The organism is Roseiconus lacunae, assembly GCF_008312935.1.
GTDB classification, from domain to species: Bacteria; Planctomycetota; Planctomycetia; order Pirellulales; family Pirellulaceae; genus Stieleria; species Stieleria lacunae.
In genome coordinates, this window is record NZ_VSZO01000012.1 from 223,253 (window position 1) to 244,561 (window position 21,309).

The window sequence follows — 21,309 nt, forward strand, 5'->3', positions numbered from 1 at the left end:
GCGTCCCCAACGTGATCGCCGACCGAACAGAGCACTATGAAGTTCGAAACCAGCCCAACGATTCACTTGACGCTGCCTTCGTATCGCGGAATCGCATTTACCAAGGCGAAGTCGACGCGTCGACAAGCACGGCTTGGCGGAACAGAGACGCCCAGCATTCCGGTTGCCCACTGGCAGTCTCTGAAATCCGACTCGGTGGCCTTTGCCGTGACGAAGACTCGGCCACGAATGTCTTTTTTCACGATCGTATTGACTGCGGTGATGGTCACATTCGGAATCGGTCAGCCCCCTGCCGCCGCGCAAGAGCCGTCTTTGCAGCCTGAGCTGAGTCAGCCAGAGAATGGGCAAACCGAGCCGAGTCAAACGATCGGGGCCGGCGATATTCAGGCGATCATGGCCGACGAGGCGACGGAGACGCCGACCGTCAGCGAGCCTTCGGGAATCGACATGCTGACCCTACTCGCCAGTGGCGGTCGATTCATGATACCGATCGCGTTGATGAGTCTGCTGGTGGTCACGCTGGCCGCCGAGCGAATGCTGAGTCTCCGCCGCGGCAAGGTTTATCCTAAACGGTTGGTACGTGAACTAGAACGTCTCGCCGATCCGATCGAAACGTTCGACCCTTCCAAAGCATACGCGGCTTGCCTAAACCACCCCTCACCGACAGCCAGCGTGGTGGGGGCGATGTTGCTTCGGACCGGCCAGCCGCTCGGCGAAATCGAACGCGCCGCCGGCGAGACGGTCGCTCGCGAAGCAGACCGCTATGCCTCACCGGTCCGATGGCTGTCCTTGGCCGCCGCGGCGACACCGTTGATGGGGCTGCTGGGAACCGTCTGGGGAATGATCGTCGCCTTTCACGAATCGACTTCACTTTCGGCCGATCGCTCGCGCAGCGAACAACTCTCCGAAGGGATCTACACCGCGTTAGTCACCACGCTGGCCGGTTTGATCGTCGCGATTCCCGCGGCAATCTTGGCCCAGTACTTGGAAAACCGTATCGCCAAGCTATTTCACCAAATTGAGCAACTGGCATTCGATTTGGCCCCAGGCTTAACGCGTTACATCGGCCGTCAACAACTGACCAGTGATGGCATGCTAACGACGATGGAGAGCGCCAACGAAACTACCGCGGGAAGTTCACGACAATCGCCGCCTCCACCACCTCCGCCGACGGCGCGTGGAGAACATGGTCCGTCATCGAACCCATCGTCAAAGGCGGGATAACCATGGCGGTCGAAATAAAACGCTCCAGCGTCGCCGGAACACTCAGCCTGACACCACTGATCGATGTCGTGTTTTTGCTCTTGATTTTCTTCCTGGTAACCAGCGAATTCGAAGAGGAAGAACGTCGTTTAGATATCGTGCTTCCGACGGCGACCAGCGCCGTACCGATGGTCGGAAAACCTCGTGAGATCGTGATCGACATCGACGAAACGGGCGAGATCTACATGCGTGGGCAAAAAACTTCGCTCCAGGAGTTGGAACGTCTGCTCAAAGCGAGCGTTGCGTCCAATCCGACCCAACAAACCGCCGTGATTCGAGCCGACCGAGGCACGTCGTTCCAGCCGGTCGTCAGTGTGATGGATTTGTGCAACCAGACCGGCATCAGTGATTACTCGGTCACAACACAAGAAGGCCCGCCGCCGGATACAGCCAATTGAATCGTCACTTGCATCGCCCGCGTGTCGACAACACTCCGGAAGACTCTGGCCGGATGTGGCCGCTCGATTTGTCGGCTATCGCACTCGGCGGGCTGGTGTTGTTTCTGATCGTCACCCAATTCAGTGCGGACGATCCACGTTGGCTGTACAACCGAACGACTTACTTGGTTGCCGTTCCGTGTGTTTCGCTGGCGTTGGCGTTCATCCTGCGGATGCTCACAAATCGATACGTTCAAAAATCGATTCAACTGGGATTTTTGTTCAGCGTCTGCTTGCATCTCTTGTTGCTGATCTTCGCCATCAACATTGTCGTCATCTCGGCATACCAGCCGATGGCGTCCAAGGGTAAAAAGCGAGAACGTTCGCCGATTCGCAAAACGGTGCCTGAGCATATTTTTCAGGTTCAGCGCGAAACCAAAGAAACCCCCGATTGGTCCACGCCGGTCGAGGCCGAAACGAAGTCGCGTGTGATTCCCAAAGAGCAACGCCAGTTGCCGCCGGTCCATCGATCACAGGCACGGATGGAACTTCCCAAGCCTCGGCAGCCCGAGAAACTGCCGATGCAGAAGTACTTGATGGAACGCCAGGAAGCGAGCGAAGCGATGCCGACGCCTGCCGATTCCCCCGGCAAACTCGCGCGGCGGCAGAGCCGTTCCGAGCCGATCACACCGGCTACCGAATCAATCGACCTCCCCGCGTCATCCGGTTCGGTGCAATCCCCCGTGCAGGCCTCGCCTACCGAACGAACCGCCGAAGACAATTCACCGCCGCGAAAGAGTAACCCGTCATCGAGTGGCTTGAAAATGGCTTCGGCGCCGCCGGCCCCAAGTCCAACCCCCGCAGCGTCGCCGATGACACCCGCCGCCGCTGCGATGAGCCCGACGCCGGCGATGCCGACCATCGGTGACGCCGGGTTAGCGCGAGCGCGACGTTCGCGATCGATCTCAAAACCGGCTGCGATCGCTGGTTCGGCGCCCGCTCCGGTGACGGTCGCCGTGGCACAAGAAAGCGCCGACGCCGCGATGATGTTAAACCCGACCGAGCTTCCGACGACGCGATTGGGTGAAACGACCGGTGCCCAGCTTAGCCAGGGACCGGCACCAAGCTTTATGGCTGAGCAGCGTTTACCCGAACCGACCGGCGGTGCCCAGCTTTCTCGCAACGCGATCATGGCCGCCGCTGGCAGCCCACACGTTTCCGCCGGGTCGGCCCCCCAAGCACCCGGCCGTTCGCGCAGGATGAATGTCGCGAGTGGCTTGTCCCCGGTCGGCTCAATCAATCCAAGTGCGTCGATCCCCTCCGCTTCCGACGGTGCCACCGGATCGAGCGGGCCGCGAACTCTGGATGATCGGTTGACCGAAGCGGACATCGAAATCGATGGTGATCGCAGTGGCGGACGCACCGGACGATCGCCATCTGAATTGACACCCGCCGCAGGCCCGGCGATGGCGCTCGACCTGTTAGCCGATATCGGTCCGGTCGGAATCGCCGATCAGCCGGCCGAACGCGCGGGATTGATGCCCGGCGAAATGAAACCGGAAATTTCGGCGATGGAGCTACCACGAAAAGCGCGTCCGAGACGCCGTGTCGGCGGTCCGGCAACCCCGGCGGGAACCAAGATCGCTGCCGTCGAATCGTTCTCGCGGCGAGTGATGCGCACCAGCGGCGGTGCCGCATCAAGCGCACCTGGCATGGGTGGCCCGGCGACCGAAGAAGCAATCGAACGCGGACTGGCCTACCTGGCGAGCATTCAAAACGACGATGGTAGCTGGTCGCTGCAAGGCCATGGTGAAGCCGTTTTACTGCGTAGCGACACCGCAGCAACGGGCCTGTGCTTGCTGGCGTTTCAAGGTGCTGGCTATACCCACACCCAGCATCAATATGCCAGCACGGTCAGCAGCGGGCTGAAATTCTTACTCGACAACCAGCGTTCTAGTGGAAACCTGTATCGCAGCGAAAACCCAACCAGTGATCGCAACGTGATGTTCTACAGCCACGGCATCGCATCGCTTGCCTTATGCGAAGCATACGGCATGACACAAGATCGCGAACTACGCCAAGGAGCCCAGGACGCACTGAATTACATCATCGAAACCCAACACCGCCAGCGAGGCGGTTGGCGTTACTCGCCGCAGGTCAGCAGCGATACCAGCGTGACCGGTTGGATGATGATGGCGCTCAAAAGCGGTGAGCTTTCCGGTCTGATCGTCCCCCAGGAAACGTATGACGGAATCGACCATTGGCTTTCGCTGGCGCGGGATAGCTCCGATCGGCTAGATCGCTATCGGTACAACCCGTTCGCACCGGATACGCCCGAGCAGCGACATGGGCGAATGCCGACCCCGACGATGACCGCCGTCGGAATGCTGATGCGTATGTACAACGGCTGGAGCCGCGAGGTTCCGGCGATGCAATCTGCCGCCGATTACTTGCTGACCCATCCCCCACGACTCGGTGAACGACGTCGGCCCGAACGCGACGGTTACTACTGGTACTACGCGACGCAATTCATGTTTCACATGGGCGGCGATTACTGGGATCGTTGGAATCAGTTTCTTAACCCGTTGCTGTTGGAAACACAGATCAAGGTCGGCCCCGAGGCCGGATCGTGGGACCCAGAACTTCCCGTCCGTGATCGCTGGGCCGTGCATGCGGGACGCGTCTATGTGACGACGATGAACTTATTGAATCTGGAAGTTTATTACCGGCACCTACCGATTTACGAAGACACCGCGTCGGATCGTTAAGCGAAACCGGCATTCTCAAGCCAGCGGACGTTTGGTATCGGGATCTCTGTCAAACCGACACGTCATCGGAAGACGGAGAAATGCTGGACAAACATGCGATCGGAGAATGAGCCGGAGCGAACAACACGCATGAGTATCGCCTCAAATGCTCCGTCTTGATCGAGTGGTTGGGTTCGGCTCATCAGCCGATTGGGGGCTGCCTTGGTTGCTGCACCGAAAAATCGTGGTTAGCTCCAGTCGGCTGCCCCAAAAGTCAATTCTAGGTGCACCACTAGCGTCCTGAAACTGCTTGGTAAAATTTGCGGTTTAGGTGAAGCTGAATCGATAACACGGTCGATCCAAATAACGAGACTATGCCGTCGGCCCACGTCGACGGCACAATCCTCCCTCAAGTTCTGGCAAGGAAGCTGGCGTGAGTCTGACCGAAAAGAATGCTGTCGAAACGCCGTCGCCCCAACAGACGACGCAACAATCCGACGAGATCCTAACCGAATGGATGGGGCCAATCGCGTTGGCCGCCGGAGGCGTGGTCGCGGGATTGTTTTATGGAATTGTCCTGACCGTTCGGTGGGGTCCGTTACAGCGATACTTCATGGGACACCCCGTCGCGATCGCCGCGACGGTGCTGTTCTGTGTGGCACTGGCGATCCTGGCGATCAAGCTCTGGGACGTCCGTCGTCAGTGGAAAGCGTTTCGCAGCATGAGCGACCAATCGCTCGCGCCACGCGACGAAGAACGCTCGCCCGGCGACGACTTTCGTTCGCGACACGATGCCGGTTTTGTCGCCCAGCAATGGGATCGGTACCTCGCCAAGTTGCCGCGCAGATTGTCACGAAGCCACTTGGTGCTTCGTTTACGTGAAGTGCTGCATCGTCAATCCGGACGCGGCACCACCAAACACCTTTCCGATGACTTGCGAGAGCTTTCCGCACGTGACGCGGACATGGCTCACGCGTCGTTCTCGTTGGTTCGGATCATCGTCTGGGCGATCCCGATGCTGGGATTCTTAGGGACGGTGATCGGAATCACACAAACACTCGGTGGCTTGGATTTTTCCAACGGAACGGCCGCAGTCGACAATTTGAAGAGCGGCCTTTATGTCGCGTTCGACACCACCGCGCTCGGCTTGGTATTGTCGATTGCCGCGATCTTTTTGCAGTTTCCCGTCGAGCGTAGCGAACAGCAACTGTTGGCCGCGATCGATGAACGCGTCGGGGCACTGACTGGTCGTCATCTTCCCGGCGATGAACCGGCCGATAATCAGTTCGAATTGCTCGCCAACCTTTGCGACGGCGTACGTGCCGCGGTCGCCGAATCGCTTTCCAATCAGACCAAGCTTTGGCGTGAAACGATCGACGAAGCCCAAGGTTTTTGGAAAGACCATCAACAACAAACCACCGATGCGGTCGTCGACGCAATCAGCCAATCGTTGGCGCCGGCATTGCGGGATCACGCTTCCGAAATGGCCGCCGCGTCACGGCACAACCGCACGTTGATGGAAAACCAATTCGAGCAGTGGCAAAGTCAACTCGGCAACTGGCAAGAAGCGATCCTGGCCGGCGCCGAAGCGATGACCCAACAGCAAGGCTTGATGCTTGAGCAAGTTGACGAGGCCGCGTTGGTTCGCGAGCAAGCCCAATCGGTGCTTCAGCTTCAGCAAACACTGGCGACCAACGTCGAGTTGTTGGAACAATCCAATCGCAAAATCGATGACAACTTGGGTGCCGCCGCCGGTCAAGGCATGGCCGATGCGATGATCATCTTGGCCCGCGCGGTTGATGTCCTCAACGAAGAGATCGCCGAACTCAAAGACACGCTGGAATCCCCCGGTGCGGCGATACGGTCAAGTGACAGCGATGACGATCAATCCGAACCATCGAGGCAAGCTGCATGAGTGGGCGTCGGCGCCAGTCGCTCTCGCCAAACCTGTTCCCGTTCCTTGCCGTGCTCGTTTGCACCCTGGGAACTCTGATCTTGTTGTTGGCGTTGGTGGCGCAGAATACTGCATCCGCCGCTCGGGAAATCGCCGAGACGGCCGCCAATGAAGTCGATCAATCAGACGAAGGTCTGACCGTCGGCGAGGTCAAAGACTTGGTCGAAGAAGAAGCGTTTCGTTTGGAGAAACTGATCTCCATGCGCGATGCCCAAACCGGTGACATGGAGCGTCGTCGTGATGAATTGGCACACGTCGAAGATCACATGCGGCGCATCCAAACTCGTTTAGAAGTCATCGCCGACGCACTGAAAAAGTCCCGTGGTGAATCCGTCGATGGCGTTACCACCGAAGACCTGCAAACGCTGCAAGATCAACTCGACCAAAAAGAGTCGGCCGTCAAGAAGCTGCGAGAGGAAGTCCAAACCGAAAAACCTCGCTTTGTGATCGTCCCGCACCAAGGTCAAAACGGCACCAGCCGGCGCCCGATCTATTTGGAATGCCATGACGAAGGGATCACGATTTGGCCGGAAGAGATCACGCTGACCAAGTGGCAACTGGAACAATCCTCGCCCGACGCGAACCCACTTGATGACGCCCTGCGTGCGGCACGCTATCACGCCCTCAATCAATACGGCGATGAAGTTCCTCCGTACCCGATGTTGCTGGTCCGACCGGCCGGGGTCGAGTCATATTACGCGGCCCGCGCGGCGATGACCGAATGGGATGACCAGTTCGGGTACGAGTTGGTGCCGCAAGACATCGAACTGGCCTACCCCGATCCCGATCCGGCGATGAAAGACAAGATGCTTTACGCGATCCGGTCGGCCACCGAGCGCCAACAAAATGCATCGATCATTCGATCGGTCGCCGATGGTCGACGCAGGCTCGATGGCCAGGGAACACTTCCCGATCGGTTGGGCCACGAAAATACGATGCCGCGATCGCAGTATGGCGGTTCGGCCGGTCGGGGCGGGTCGGCGACGGCACCGCAGCCCCCCACGACTTCGAAACCGGTCCCGAGACTGTCGGTCGCGGAAATGGATCGCCGCGGACGTAACAGTGGCTTCCGCGATCACCGCGCACTACCCATGCGTGGCTACAACTACGGGAATTCTTCGTCGTCTTCGAGCAATCAGTCGATCACCGCGGAAGCCGCCAAGCGACGACTGGAACAGATGATGGACCACGGCGCCCAATCGTATGCTAACTCCAATGCGAATCCGGCAAACCCAGACGCTTTCCGTGGGCAAGATTCCGTTGAGCAAGCAATGTCGGAGCAAGCGTTTGCTGATCAATCGGCGAATCGTTCGATGCAATTTCCTGATGGGGCCTTTCCGGATGAGTCTGCGAGGTCGTCTTCGGCCGAAGTAGTCTCACCCGATGCAGCGTCACCCGATGCAATGGCTTCGTCATCGGACCGTCAACTTGAATTGTTTGCCCCCGGAGCGATGCATCTTCCCGATGCCACCGAGAAGACTCAGCAATCAGGCGAAGCGGGATTCACCGATACGGCCAGCCGCCAAATGAAAAACAAGGAAGCGGTTGCTACCGAAGGCGGAACCTCATTCTCGATCGGAAACCTGGGAAGCTCGGGCGCCGCGCCGAACCCGCAGGCGATGAAAACACAAGCCGCCGACGTGAGTGCTAAGTCTCCCGAAGCGAGCGGACAGCGATCACGGCAAACCAATCTGTCGCCGCCCTCCTCGCGTCCTGTCCAACCGGGCGGATCGGATTGGGCACTGCCCGACAGTATCGCACTCGGCAGGGGGAACGAAATCGTTCGTCACGTTCGACTGATGGTCTACCCCGACCGCTTGGTGCTACCCGCGGCGCGGGGAGCGCCGCGAGTTGAATCGTTCTCGATCGCGACCGATGGTTTCGGCCCGGCAACGATCAAGATGGCAACTGCGGTCCGTGATCGGATCGATCAATGGGGTGCAACCGCACCGGGATCGCGCTGGTCGCCGCGTTTGAAAGTCGCGGTGATGCCAGGTGCGGAACGACAATTTGCTTACTTGGAACGACTGATGACCGGCAGCGGATTGCCGATCGAAATGGAAGTTCCCAGCCAAGCCGATTCTGGTTCGACGGGAGAACTACGATGAGTCGACGTCGCGAAGGCGAAATCGCAGTCGGGCACGATGCTTTTTTGGATATCGTCGCCAACCTAGTCGGCATCCTGATCATCCTGGTGGTCGTCCTGGGCGCCCAATCGCATTCGGTCATCAGTAGCGCGATGACAGAAAGCGAAGCGAAAGTCGATCCCGACTTGATCCCGGCAAGCGAAGGCGATCTGGACGAACTGGCCACGATGGCAGTCCGCGCCGCTTCGGCGCAAACCGATGCAAAACGCCTTGAAAAAACGATCAAGTCACTCGACGCTAAAATTGCCCGACAGTCCGAACGGCGTACCGTCCTGCTTGCGCTGCTCAAGGAAGCCGAGGACGTGTTGGAGCAAGAACAAGCGTCACTCGACGCCGACCGTCGGGCGATTGCTAAGGCCGAAGCGGAAGCGGAAACGTTGCGACGGCAACTAAAAGAACTCGATGACACCGAACAGGAACTCGCGAGCCGTCGTCCCCAAACGATCGAGATCGAAAACTTGCCCACGCCGATGGCGAAGACGGTGTTCGGAAAGGAAGTCTACTTTCGACTTAAAGGCAACCGCCTGTCGGTGATCCCATTTGAAGAACTGGCCGAGGAAATTGGTCGTGACTTTCGACGAACGTCTGGCAGCTCACGTGAAGGCGTTTCCGACTCTGCGGTCGGACCGGTCCGCGGCTTCGTCGCCCGCTATGTCATGAACCGCAGTAACGAACTGGTCACCGACGGAAACAAGGTCGCCCGAATGACGCGTGCACGAGTGATGGTTGCGTCGTTTGAACCGCTACGAGAACCTCACGGTGATCCGATCGATCAGGTGCTCGCAAGTGACAATTGGCTCGACATCGAACTCGCCGGTCATTCACCCGAGACCTCAACGATTACCGTCGCCGTGTATCCCGATAGCTATGGCGCGTTTCGAAAACTGCGCGAAAAGTTTTACGCCAAGGGTTATGCCACGGCGGCTAGGCCGATCAAAGACGGCAACCCGATTTATGTCAACTTCTCCGGTGGCGGCAGTCGCTCGGCGGCTCAGTAACACCACCGCCGGTTGACCAAGGCGACTTTAAACGTCTCGGTACTAGGCTGATCAGCCTAGCGCACCGTCTAGACCAAATGTTTGGGTTCGGTTCATCAGCCGACGGGCGCTGGCGCCGGTGGTTGCACCGAAACCGTTGCTAACGCCATGCGGCTAATTCTAATTTCAAAGGCTGACGAAGCACTATCACGTTTGTCTGATGAACTTGGACAGCTTGTTGAGATCAACCGCCGTGAATGGCCTTGTCGCTGATGTCCTTACGGCACCAGGCGCCTTGCCAACGAATCTTGCGAACGGCGGTGTAGGCATTCAGCTTTGCGGTGCTAATGGAGTTGCCGATCGCGGTGACACCGAGAACCCGTCCGCCTGCGTTGACAACCTTGCCATCCTGCAGAGTCGTACCGGCATGAAAGACCTTCACGTCGTCGACCTCATCGGCTTCGGCAAGACCGGTAATCTCGAGCCCCTTTTCATAGCTCCCGGGGTAGCCTTCGCTGGCCATCACAACACAGATGCTGGGGCGATCATCCCACTCAAGCGATCCGATATCGGCTAGCTTTCCTTCGGCGGCCGCGTAAAGGACTTCGAATAGATCGCTTTTCAAACGCATCAACAACGGTTGGCACTCAGGGTCACCGAAGCGAACGTTGAATTCCAACACCTTCGGTCCGGCGCTGGTCAGCATCAAGCCTGCATACAGCACTCCCTTAAAAGGCTTCCGGGCGCGTTTCATCGCATGCACCACGGGGACCAACACGTCCGATTCGATGCGTTCAAACATCGCCTCATCGACGATCGGTGTCGGGCAATATGCGCCCATCCCACCGGTGTTGGGGCCTTGGTCACCATCGAACGCCGGTTTGTGATCTTGGGCGGCAGGCAATGAAATGATCGTTTCGCCGTCGGTGATTGCGAGCACACTCGCTTCTTGCCCGATCAAACGTTCTTCGATGATCAGTTCGTTTCCGGCGTCACCGAATTCCTTCTGTCCGGCAATCCGGTCGATCGCTTCGAGAGCTTCGCGGCGAGTCTCGCAAACGATGACACCCTTTCCGGCCGCCAAACCGTCGGCCTTGATTACAACCGGGACAGGTTCGTTGGGTTCAGGGTATTTGTCTTTGATGTACCGGGACGCGTCATCGCTACCGCGGAAGGTGCGGTAATCGGCGGTTGGGACGTCGGCGGTGTGCAACAAGTTTTTACAAAACACCTTGCTGCCTTCCAATTCGGCGGCGGCTCGCGAAGGACCGAACACTCGCAAGCCGGCTTCTTCGAAGGCATCGACGATCCCTAATACCAGGGGTGCTTCGGGTCCGACGACGGTAAGGTCGATTTGGTTCTTCGTCGCGAATTGCACCAACGCGGGAACGTCAGACGCATCGATCTCGATATTGGTCGCCTCTGTGGCCGTCCCGGCATTGCCAGGGGCGACAAACACCTGGGTCACTTTTGGGCTTTGGCCAAGCTTCCAAGCCAACGCGTGCTCACGACCACCACTTCCTACCACCAATACTTTCATCAAACCATTCCCGAGGGGGGCCGAACGAGTCCAAAAATCGAGTCTTCGATATTTCCGGCGATCCCCAAGCCAGAAAAGACGCCGGACACATTCAAAACGCGTGCCGGCGGGGATTGCCAAGTCAAGGGCCGTCGCCGAAGCCTCCGTCATCGCCACGGGGCAACAAAGACGAGCAGCCGCCAAGTGTCTGCGCGTGCGAGACGCCGTCAATCAGCGGAAGCGGGCAGCAATGTAATCCGTGAACGTTTCTCTCGCGACGGGCGATCACCCTCGTTTTCAAGAACCGTCAACCGCGATCGAGCGATCGGCGTGATCCCAAACCCCCTCTGCCGGAATTTCCCGAGGCGGCGAAGCGGTGGCGTGACGGAAGCTTGCTGGACTTTAGTTCGCTTTAGCGGTAGACAAGAACACCTTTGCACCTATAATTCGCTGAGTCCCGCCGGGAAACGTTTTCTGCCGCCATTTCTTTCTTCCCCACCCACCATGGCGGCGCGGATCCCCGACGACTTGTTTTAAAAAGGCGGCGTCCGTCAGAGCTCCCCACTCCGTTGACGGTCGCCGCCTTATTTTTTTGTCGCGATTGTCGGCCGGTCCTCTCGCCTCGCTACTTCGCTTGCGAGATACGCGTGACTAAGATTGACGCGTCAAAAACTTCCCCACTCAGGAGTAGAAGTGTGAAACTGTCACCCTCATTCTTTCATCGATTGCTCGTCGCCGGTTGTGCGACCGCAGCCGTTTCGGCGTCTTTGTTTGCCACTCCCGCGTCCGCAGAAACCGGGACGCTGCGAATGACCTTCAAGCTCAAAGGCGACGCACCTAAAAAAGATCCACTCAACCCAAACGTTGACCAAACGTTTTGCGGGAAGGCCCCGATTCCTGACGAATCACTTGTCGTTAACGACGAAAACAAGGGCATCAAAAACGTCATCGTTTACGTTTACACCGGTCGCCGCGGGACCGAACTTCCGGAAATGGAATTGAAGCCAGAAACACATATTCTGGCCAACGACAAGTGTCGCTTTGAGCCGCACGTGTTGATCGCTAAAAAGGGTGACACCATCCGTGTGACCAACCCCGACGACGTCACCCACAACGCAAACTTTCAGTTCTTTAACAATACGCAACAGAACTTGACCGTTCCTCCTGGCGCACAAGTCGAAGTTGCACTGAAAGACGCGGAACCCGCTCCGACCCCCGTCGCATGCAACATCCATAGCTGGATGAAAGCTCAGGTTCTGGTCGTCGATCACCCCTTCGCCGCCGTGACCGATGACGACGGCGTCCTGGAAATCGAAGGACTTCCGGTCGGCGAAGTCATCTTCCGAGCCAACCATGAAACTGGTTCGCTGAAAGAAGTCGTCGTCGATGGCGACGAAACAAGCTGGCGCAGCAGCCGCTTCGAAGTCGACATCAAACCCGGTGTCAACGAGATGACGGTCGAAGTCCCCGTCGCTGCGTTTCAGTAATCTAGTTTCTCAGTGATCTAATTCACGCCTAAGCACACAATTTAGCCGGCCCCGCGACTCGATCGCGGGACCGGCTTTTTTTGTTTCCCCCATCGCCGATGTTGTCGTGGTGTCTCGATTGCGAATCACCGAAAGCCTCGGCGACTTGTCGCTACGGCATGGTCTCTGCGGTCGGTCGCTGCGTCGCAACGTCTCTGCGACGCTGCGCACCGACCGGTGCCGTCCCAACATTCCCACACGGGTTTTCAGCGTCTGAAGGCATGTATCTTGACCTCTCTGGTAGTCGTGGCGACGATTTTTTTGGCGTCAACTGGTTTAGCCAGTTCCGCGGGATTCGGTTAGGCTAACACCATGAATGCCACGCGTATTAGCCTTTCTGCCGGAACGTTCGCAGTCATCAGCGTCGCGCTGATCTGGGGTTGCGATTCGAGCGTCAAACAATTCCCCCCCAATCGAGTCCACGCGCTCGTCGTTGAGGCCAGCCGCGATGTCCCAACGGATGCCGCGATGACCGATGTCGAGCGATTGGTTTCGGCATGGTTCGGCACGCCAGACGAGCCACGATGGCCGGCCGAATGGATCGAAAGCTCCGCGGGCAAACGTCTTGTGAACTTGGAGAATCTCACCCGGGCCTCAGGGCGAGTTTACAGCGACAAACAGAACCGGCACTTCGGCTTGTACACCGAACACTGCGTGACCTGTCATGGGATAGCGGGTGGCGGCGACGGCCCGGCTTCGCTGCTACAGAATCCTTACCCACGCGATGTGCGTGCCGGAATCTTTAAATGGAAATCGACCGAGCGGGCTTCTAAACCCACGCGTGATGACCTCGCGAAACTGCTTCTGCGTGGTGCACCGGGGACCGGCATGCCGTCGTTCTCAAGCGTCGGAACGGAAGACCGCGAAGCCCTGGTCGATTACATCATCTACCTTGCCGTCCGCGGTGAATTCGAACGCAAATTGCTTGCCGACGCCGTTGACGAACTCGGATACGAAGACTCGCGCCCCGACGACGACGCCAACCTTGCGTCGCTGGCAAGCCTTGCCGGCGACGCCGATCCGAATCGCCGACGGCACGACGCGCTAGAGGTCGCCCATGATCGCTTGAACGAAGTCGTTGATTCCTGGAGTCATACCGAGAAGGAAGTCATCTCCGTGCCGCCGGAAACCCCCTTTGACACCGAGTCTGTTCGCCGCGGTCGCGAGATCTTCCACGGTGTCGCCGGCGGCGTCGTCAATTGCGCCGGTTGCCATGGCCCCGACGGCGATGGCACGGTGACGACGGTCGATTTCGACGACTGGACCAAAGAATTCACCACTCGGCTGTCGATTTCGCCCGAGGACCGCGACGCGGTTAAACCCTTTCGAGATGCGGGGGCTTTGCGACCGCGGCAAATCTTCCCGCGAAAACTGAATCAAGGGATCTACCGTGGTGGCGGGAAGGGGGAAACGCTGTACCGACGAGTGGTCGCCGGGATCGCCGGTACCCCCATGCCCGCGTCGCCGGTCAAGGAGCAAGCTTCGGCTACCTGCCTGACTCCGGACCAAGTGTGGGACGTCGTGCACTACGTTCAATCGCTTGGCGGAGCCCGCCCGACTGCGAAGCAACCGAACGCACAGCCGAGCGGAGATACGCCAACGGCCGGCTCACCGGACGAAGGAGTGACCCAATGACGCGTGACACCTACCGCAGCATCGGCGCGATCACCGGATTGGCGATCGGCATCGTCTTAATGAGATCGCTGGGGCTTGGCGGGATCATCTATGGAGCCATCTTCGGCGCCAGCGGCGCGACGATCGGCGGCATCGTTGGCGAACAACTGCATGGAGCTCGCAATGACAGCTAACGAGCCCGACACAGAAACCGCGCTTGGCCAGACCTCCTGGACCAACCGACTCGCCGTCCTTGCGGTCGGGTTGGTTTGGCCACTGATTTGGGTCGGCGGCCTTGTCACAACATTTGATGCCGGAATGGCGGTTCCGGATTGGCCCGGAACCTATGGCTATAACTTGTTCTTGTACCCGATTTCCACTTGGCTTTTCGGGCCGTTCGACCTGTTTATCGAGCACGGACACCGACTGCTCGGGGCCGTCGTGGGATTTGTTAGCATTGGCCTGGTGATCGCAGCATTCCGCGAAGAATCGCGGCGGTGGGTGAAGTTCCTGGCCATCGCGATCTTATTGGCCGTCATTTCACAGGGCACTCTCGGGGGCGTCCGTGTCTTACTAAGCGACCGCACCATCGCAATGATCCATGGTTGCTTCGGACCGGTAGTCTTTGTGATGTGCTGCCTTGCGGCCGCCGTCACCAGCCGACGCTGGACAAGACGAGAAATCGCGGAGACGAAATGGCCTGAAGCGAAGCGTTTGGGATGGTTTGCTGTCACGGTTGCCGGCCTTGCCGTACTCTTCAGCTACACACAATTAGCGCTCGGGGCACAAATCCGGCATGTGCAACCTTGGATCACCCCACGAATGTTTACGTTGCTTGTCGCAACCCACATCACCAGTGCGTTTGTTTTGTGGGCGCTGACGCCACTTTTATGGATTTTGGTGCGGCGATGCGGCGATTTGACGCTGTCCAGGCCCAGCGTTTGGTTGATATGGTTTGTGGGCGTTCAAATCCTGCTGGGAACAGGCACATGGGTGGTGAATTACGGATGGCCAACCGTCCTAGCGTTTTTACCGTTTGGGGAAGGTTTCCTGGTACGGTCCAAGGGATTTATCGACTCGATGATTGTCACTGCGCACGTGGCAATGGGGTCATTGATCCTAGCGACCAGTGCGGTCGTTCTATTGCAGGTTTTTCGCCAGCGTTACCTGGCCAAGCGGGCAGGTACACAGGCACGTCATTCGGGTGAAAGTTTGGGGCTACCTAGCGATCGCCAAACGAGCACTGAAAGTCCGGTCGTTGCATCGATTTAAGTAGAGCATGTCAAGCAATCTCTTCCTCGCCGAACCCGCCCTCGAAGTTGCCGGCCAGAAGTCCAAGTTGGGGCCTTCACTGGGCAGCGAACGTACGCTCGGACGACTAGAAGCCGACGAACCTTGCCAAGCGGTTTACGCTTCGGGGACGGTTGCGACACCGATCCCAGTCGACTATTCGGTGGACGCCACCGACGAAGCCAAGCTGATCAGCGACCTAATCCAACTGACAAAACCTCGGATCGTGGTGATGATCCTGGTGACGACGGTTGCGACTTCAATGATCGCCGCCGGAGGCTGGGTTTCGATCGGGCCGCTCATGCTGCTGCTGATCGCGACCGCCTTGGTGGCCGGAAGCGCCGGCGGTGCCAACCAAATCTGGGAACGGGTGATCGATTGCCGCATGGCCCGGACCGCGACCCGTCCGCTTCCATCATCACGACTATCGACGGGACTTGCGACAGCATTCACCGCTTCGATTGGGACCCTTGGCACGGCGTTGCTTTGGATGGGATTCGGATTTGAGCCTGCCGCCGTTGGTCTTGCGACATGGATCCTTTACGTCTTCGCGTACACGCCAATGAAAACGCGAACCTCTTGGAACACGACCATGGGAGCAGTCGCAGGTGCCTTGCCGATGCTGATCGGCTACACCGCGTTTGGTGGCACACTTCAAGACCCAACCGGATGGCTGCTATTCGGAGTCTTGGCCGCTTGGCAATACCCGCACTTCATGGCGATCGCATGGCTGTACCGCCGGCAATACGCCGAAGCGGGGTTTTGCATGACAACCACCGTAGAACCCAAGGGTATTTCTGCTGGCCTACAAAGCGTGATCGGTTCATTGGCGGTCGCACTGTGCAGCTTGCCGCTGTGCTTTCCATCGCAATCCTTGTTGCCATCGGTCTTAGCCACTTTGGCGGTGATCGCGGCTACCTTCCCGATGTTTCGAGCCTCCGTTCGATTCTTGATCGAACGCAACGATGTGACCGCACGTCGGCTACTGCGATCATCGCTGCTCGTCCTCCCGGCCGTCCTGGCGGTTGTCACCACTCGAATGTTCTGGTGACCAATCCTTAAGTTGCGAGTATGATCCTGAAGCGATTTCGTTAGATCGACCTCGGCCCTGCTGGCGGTATAAGAATCGACAAGCCAAGCAGAGAGCCAGTTTTCGGACGGCGGTTCAACCGCGCCACGACAACGCGACAGACGCCAATAGATGGCAAGGCGATTTCGCAAGCGTTCCTTCATTCGCAAACGCCAGCGGCTCTGCTAAGCGACGCCACTTCCGACCGCAACCGTTCTCAGGTCACCTAAGTCTGAAAACTATCCAAATCCGCAAGTCGAAAACATCAACACCGACCCTACGCCCCCAGCAATACGCGTCGCCTTCGGGCAGCTCCGTCGGCTAGCAAACAGAAACGCGTCCGTTTTCGGATAGCCTCAGAGAAACACTGTAAGAGCAAACCCAAATGAAAACCGCCGGAAACATCGCCATAATCTTGGTACTCGGAATCGTTCTCGGTTTCATCGGCCGATCGATGCGAACGCCTGCCCCGTCCGGACCGGGCCCCGATGACATCGTCCACACCAACGAGGTCGCGCCGGGTGAAGAACCACTGGTCACCGATAGCACAGAAATCGCCAACGATGACATCGCTCGCCCGGCGCCGCAGACGACGCCGATCCCTGGCCTGCTGACAGAGTTTGAGCTGACCGAACGGAGTGGTGAAACCGTCCGCAGCGAAGACCTCAAAGGGCAACCGTATATCGTCAGCTTTTTCTTCACGACATGCCCGAGCATCTGCCCGCAACAAAACCAGAAGCTGAAGACGCTCGCCGACAAATACAAAGGCAAAGGCATCAAGTTCCTCGCGATTTCCGTAGACCCCGAAACAGACACTCCCGAAGTGCTTCGCGAATACGCGGCAAGATTCAATGCCGACGCCGACCAATGGCTCTTCTTAACAGGCGACCTGTTGTATATCCGCCGCATTGCCGGGGATATCTTCCAACAGCCGGTCAATAAAGGATTCCACACCGAGCGTTTTGTCCTCGTCGATGCTGAAGGGAACATCGAAGGCTTCTACAGTTGGCCCGAACCGAAGCAGATGGAAAAACTGGAACAAGCAATCGAAGAGATGATTTAAGATGTGGGAAACACTCGCGACAGGACTGCCACACTGCACCGCACTGCTGAATACCTCGGCAACGATCGTATTGGCGATGGCATTGGTGAACATCAAACGTGGCCGGGTCAAGGTCCACAAGAAATTAATGCTGATCGCATTGGGGATCAGCGCTGCCTTCCTAGCGCTTTACCTGCTTCACAAGGTCGCGTTGTTTCAGACGACTGGCGAACCCAACAAGCGATTCCCAACCGACGCCCCGCAATCAGCTCGCTACACCTATTTTGCGATCCTGGGCACACACTTAGTGCTCGCCATCTTCGTTCCCTTCTTGGCTTTACGAGCGGTCTATCTTGCTAAGAAAGGCCGCATCGTCGCGCACAAGAAACTCGTCCGCTGGGCCTATCCGATTTGGATGTATGTGTCGGTGACCGGTGTCCTGGTCTACCTCATGCTCTACCAGCTTTATCCGGCCTGACCGACAACAAGCCGTTATCAAGCCAACACTGCTCACGGCACATTTCCCATGCCCTCGGGAAGCCATGCCTCCCGGAAGCGAGCCCTTGGGAATCACAGAGAACGATTCGCAGCGACGTTTCCACGGGAAAAGAACCAGAACGCTAAGCGAGGATCAATTTCCGTTCGCTACTGAGCGTTCTTGGATCCGACGTAAGCCATTCGCAGCAAATGCAGAACTTCGTCGAACATTTTGTCTTCCTCGGTGTCGGTGTTGCCTTTCGTTTTCTCTTGCAACATCTCCAACGTATCGATGAAGTGCTTCGCCATCACCAAGTCGGTTGATTTCTCGTCTGTTGCCGGATTTGCCATCACACCGAGAGCAATCATCGCTTGGCTATAAAACGTACTGATCAGCATCGCAAGTGAAGCCGGTGGCAAGGCGCCTGTCGGATCATTCGCTTCGCTCACGGCGTCGTCTGCGGGCTGATTCTTTTCTTGTTCGACCTGAGATTTCCAATCGTCGTCGACAACCAGTTTGGGATCTTTACTTTCTTCTGACATTGCTTGAGAACGGAAGGTAGGGAAGTTAGGGATGAAGCAAACCGCTTCGGCCGCCTCACATTAGCGCTGGCTAATGGCTGGCTGATCACTTGATCGTCGCTCGCTCGCCCGATTGATGGCAGCTTCGACAAACCCGGCAAACAAGGGATGCGCCTTCAGTGGCTTGCTTTTAAATTCAGGGTGATATTGTACGGCGACGAACCATGGGTGGTCGGGTTGCTCGACAATTTCGACCAAGCTCCCATCAGGGCTGGTTCCTGATATCACCAAACCTGCATCCTGAAACACTTGTCGATAGGCATTGTTGAATTCGTAACGATGTCGATGACGCTCATCGACATCGTCAGCGCCGTAACACTGGTGCGCCTTACTTCCCGGACTCAGCACCGTCGGCTGGCTCCCCAAACGCATCGTCCCACCGAGCTGCGTCACGTTTTGCTGCTCATCGAGCAAGCAGATCACCGGGTCAGGCGTATCTTTGTCGAACTCACTGGAATGTGCCTTTTCGAGTCCACAGACGTGACGAGCAAATTCGATCACGGCGCATTGCATCCCCAGGCAAATCCCAAAGAACGGGATCCCACGCTGGCGTGCATAGCGGATTGACTGAACCTTGCCTTCCACCCCGCGTTCGCCAAAGCCACCGGGAATCAAAATGCCGTCGTAACCGGCCAGCAGTCGTTCGGCACCCTCACGCTCGATCTCGCTGCTTTGGATCCGCCCGATTCGAATTTGAGTCTGGTGGTGCATCCCGGCGTGATCGATTGATTCATAGATCGACTTGTAAGCGTCTTTATGTTCGGCATACTTTCCGACGACCGCGATGCTGACTTCGTGGCGAGGATTGCGTAGCCGATGAAGCAAATCGGTCCATGGACTGATATCGAGCGCTTTACTGGGGAGGTTCAACCGCTTGACAATCAGCTCATCGAGTTTGTTGTCGACCAACGAGATCGGGACTTCATAGATTGAAAAGTCCTTGTCCTTTTCTTCGATCACCGCCTCCGAAGGCACGTTACAGAACAAGGCAATTTTGTCACGCTCCTCTCGGCTGATCGAATGCTCGCACCGACAGACCAGAATGTCGGGCTGAATTCCGATCTCACGAAGCTGGCCGACGGAGTGCTGAGTCGGCTTGGTTTTCAATTCATCAGCCGCTTTCAGATAAGGCACCAAAGTCAGGTGCATATAAAGCACATTTTCGCGACCGACGTCTTGTGCGTACTGCCGGATCGCCTCCATGAACGGCAAGCTTTCGATATCGCCCACCGTACCGCCAATTTCGGTAATCACCACGTCAACGTCTTCACCGGCCATGCGGGCAATGACCGACTTGATTTCATTGGTGATGTGCGGGATGACCTGAACGGTTTTCCCCAAGAAACGGCCTTTGCGTTCCTTTTCAATCACCGACAGATAGATCTGACCGGTGGTGTAGTTGCAATCTCGTGTCAGGACGCTGCTGGTGAAGCGTTCGTAGTGCCCTAGATCAAGATCCGTCTCACTGCCGTCATCGAGCACATAGACTTCCCCGTGTTGATAGGGGCTCATGGTACCCGGATCGACGTTAATGTACGGATCCAGTTTCTGCATCCGGACTCGCAATCCACGCGATTCCAAAAGCATTGCAAGGGAGGCACTCGTCAGGCCTTTTCCGAGCGAGGACACGACCCCGCCGGTTACAAAGATGTGTTTCGTCATGGACGCGGATCATACCGCGCCAGCAGCAAACGTGAAGGTGTTCGACACCGCCATTGCTATCTTTCGGCTCAGGAACTCCTGCCACACCACCGACGCGGTAATGCCACCCGTTAACAACCCCGCTTCGGTAGCTCAGGCCACTCAATCCCCTTGGCGTCCCTTCACAATTCGGACTGACTGCGCGATCAGGCCTGCCGGGCCCGAAAGGCCGCCAAGTCAGCAGGCGTGTCGATGCCGGAAGCGGCTGGACCGACGACGGCGACGACCACCTTCTTCCCCGCCTCGATCGCCCGCAATTGCTCCAGCTTTTCGACCCGCTCTAGATAACTTTGCGGAGCTGATGCGAACCAACGAAGAAAGTCAGGGCGGTAAGCGTAAAGCCCCAGGTGGTGCCAGTACGTCGCCGGAACTTGCTGAAGTCGATCGACCGGATCACCGTCACGATCAAACGGGACGCACGCCCGACTGAAGTACACTGCCCTGCCCTTCACTGCACTGCTTTGCCCCGCACCGCTTCCTTGAGCCGCCGCCAATTCTGCAGGCTGCCCCATCACGACTTTTACGATCCCCGGATCAGTGAGCGCCGCAGGATCAATAATCGGGGTCGCCGCCGTGCCAAGATCCGCTTCACTGTCGTCACTGAGGGTCATCGCGACGGCATCAATTGAGTCCGGATCGATCTCCGGCTCATCGCTTTGAACGTTCACCAACACGTCCACGCCGGGAAGCTGTGCGGCAACATGGGCGACTCGGTCGGTCCCGCTCGCACAATCGGCCGGTGTCATCACCCAACGGCCCCCAAATGATTCAACCTCGTCGGCCAAACGCGGATGATCAACGGCAACGATGACTCCCTGCTGAGCCACCTTGGCCCGGCTCGCCGATTCGTAGGTGTATTGCAGCACCGTTTTCCCGTTCACCCGTTGCAGCAATTTCTCGCTCAAACGCGAAGATGCCAGCCGAGCTGGAAGCACAATTTGGAATCTGGTCATCGACAAAACGACAAACGCGGATGGGGGGCGAAGAAACGGGCCAATTACGTTGACATTCGCACAGTGGCGGT

At 57.7% G+C, this 21,309-nt stretch carries 18 protein-coding genes; 14 read left to right on the plus strand and 4 right to left on the minus strand.

Annotated features, from left to right (window positions below; translation table 11 throughout):
• Positions 1–36: 36 nt before the first annotated feature.
• The 6 genes from FYC48_RS17105 (at position 37) to FYC48_RS17130 (ending at position 9,486) form a co-directional block, all read left to right on the plus strand.
• Positions 37–1,224 (plus strand): MotA/TolQ/ExbB proton channel family protein, encoded by a 1,188-nt coding sequence (locus tag FYC48_RS17105; protein WP_235034296.1) that lies wholly within the window; start codon positions 37–39, stop codon positions 1,222–1,224.
• Between the two features lie 2 nt (positions 1,225–1,226).
• A complete protein-coding gene (locus FYC48_RS17110) occupies positions 1,227–1,661 on the plus strand; it encodes an ExbD/TolR family protein (RefSeq protein WP_149497947.1) in 435 nt (144 codons plus the stop codon).
• On the plus strand, positions 1,658–4,408 hold the full coding sequence (locus FYC48_RS17115) for a prenyltransferase/squalene oxidase repeat-containing protein (protein ID WP_230773021.1): 2,751 nt from the start codon (positions 1,658–1,660) through the stop codon (positions 4,406–4,408). The genes FYC48_RS17110 and FYC48_RS17115 overlap by 4 nt, the downstream gene beginning before the upstream one ends.
• A 412-nt stretch (positions 4,409–4,820) precedes the next feature.
• Entirely contained in the window at positions 4,821–6,302 is a 1,482-nt protein-coding gene (locus FYC48_RS17120; RefSeq protein WP_230627950.1) for a MotA/TolQ/ExbB proton channel family protein, read from the plus strand.
• On the plus strand, positions 6,299–8,449 hold the full coding sequence (locus tag FYC48_RS17125) for a hypothetical protein (protein ID WP_149497948.1): 2,151 nt from the start codon (positions 6,299–6,301) through the stop codon (positions 8,447–8,449). Before FYC48_RS17120 ends, FYC48_RS17125 begins: the two co-directional genes overlap by 4 nt.
• Positions 8,446–9,486, plus strand: a complete 1,041-nt coding sequence (locus FYC48_RS17130; RefSeq protein ID WP_149497949.1) for a hypothetical protein — start codon at positions 8,446–8,448, stop codon at positions 9,484–9,486. Before FYC48_RS17125 ends, FYC48_RS17130 begins: the two co-directional genes overlap by 4 nt.
• 223 nt (positions 9,487–9,709) lie before the next feature.
• Here FYC48_RS17130 and purD read toward each other — a convergent pair whose 3' ends face one another.
• Complete coding sequence (gene purD / locus FYC48_RS17135; protein ID WP_149497950.1) at positions 9,710–11,005, minus strand: phosphoribosylamine--glycine ligase; 1,296 nt, start codon at positions 11,003–11,005, stop codon at positions 9,710–9,712.
• Between the two features lie 674 nt (positions 11,006–11,679).
• Between purD and FYC48_RS17140 the strand changes: the two genes are divergently transcribed.
• From FYC48_RS17140 to FYC48_RS17165, 8 genes are all read left to right on the plus strand, one after another.
• Positions 11,680–12,471, plus strand: a complete 792-nt coding sequence (locus FYC48_RS17140) for a methylamine utilization protein (RefSeq protein ID WP_230627943.1) — start codon at positions 11,680–11,682, stop codon at positions 12,469–12,471.
• A 98-nt stretch (positions 12,472–12,569) separates the two neighbouring features.
• Positions 12,570–12,818, plus strand: coding sequence for a hypothetical protein (locus tag FYC48_RS27845; protein WP_160149587.1), 249 nt, complete (start codon positions 12,570–12,572; stop codon positions 12,816–12,818).
• 4 nt (positions 12,819–12,822) lie between these two features.
• The gene (locus FYC48_RS17145; protein ID WP_149497951.1) at positions 12,823–14,145 is read left to right on the plus strand and encodes a cytochrome c; all 1,323 of its coding nucleotides are present in this window, start codon (positions 12,823–12,825) and stop codon (positions 14,143–14,145) included.
• Positions 14,142–14,318, plus strand: coding sequence for a hypothetical protein (locus tag FYC48_RS28165; protein ID WP_200836631.1), 177 nt, complete (start codon positions 14,142–14,144; stop codon positions 14,316–14,318). The genes FYC48_RS17145 and FYC48_RS28165 overlap by 4 nt, the downstream gene beginning before the upstream one ends.
• On the plus strand, positions 14,308–15,396 hold the full coding sequence (locus tag FYC48_RS17150) for a COX15/CtaA family protein (protein ID WP_160149588.1): 1,089 nt from the start codon (positions 14,308–14,310) through the stop codon (positions 15,394–15,396). Before FYC48_RS28165 ends, FYC48_RS17150 begins: the two co-directional genes overlap by 11 nt.
• A gap of 7 nt (positions 15,397–15,403) precedes the next feature.
• A complete protein-coding gene (locus FYC48_RS17155; RefSeq protein ID WP_149497953.1) occupies positions 15,404–16,465 on the plus strand; it encodes a protoheme IX farnesyltransferase in 1,062 nt (353 codons plus the stop codon).
• Positions 16,466–16,868: 403 nt separating this feature from the next.
• Positions 16,869–17,546, plus strand: a complete 678-nt coding sequence (locus tag FYC48_RS17160) for an SCO family protein (RefSeq protein ID WP_149497954.1) — start codon at positions 16,869–16,871, stop codon at positions 17,544–17,546.
• A 1-nt stretch (position 17,547) separates the two neighbouring features.
• Positions 17,548–18,003: a DUF420 domain-containing protein gene (locus FYC48_RS17165; protein WP_149497955.1), complete on the plus strand. Its 456-nt coding sequence runs from the start codon at positions 17,548–17,550 to the stop codon at positions 18,001–18,003.
• A gap of 167 nt (positions 18,004–18,170) precedes the next feature.
• On the opposite strand, the gene FYC48_RS17170 is transcribed toward FYC48_RS17165, so the two are convergent.
• The 3 genes from FYC48_RS17170 to FYC48_RS17180 form a co-directional block, all read right to left on the minus strand.
• Positions 18,171–18,545 (minus strand): DUF1844 domain-containing protein, encoded by a 375-nt coding sequence (locus FYC48_RS17170; protein ID WP_149497956.1) that lies wholly within the window; start codon positions 18,543–18,545, stop codon positions 18,171–18,173.
• Positions 18,546–18,605: 60 nt separating this feature from the next.
• Positions 18,606–20,246, minus strand: coding sequence for a CTP synthase (locus tag FYC48_RS17175; protein WP_149497957.1), 1,641 nt, complete (start codon positions 20,244–20,246; stop codon positions 18,606–18,608).
• 185 nt (positions 20,247–20,431) lie between these two features.
• The gene (locus FYC48_RS17180) at positions 20,432–21,238 is read right to left on the minus strand and encodes a 3-deoxy-manno-octulosonate cytidylyltransferase (RefSeq protein ID WP_149497958.1); all 807 of its coding nucleotides are present in this window, start codon (positions 21,236–21,238) and stop codon (positions 20,432–20,434) included.
• Positions 21,239–21,309: the final 71 nt, after the last annotated feature.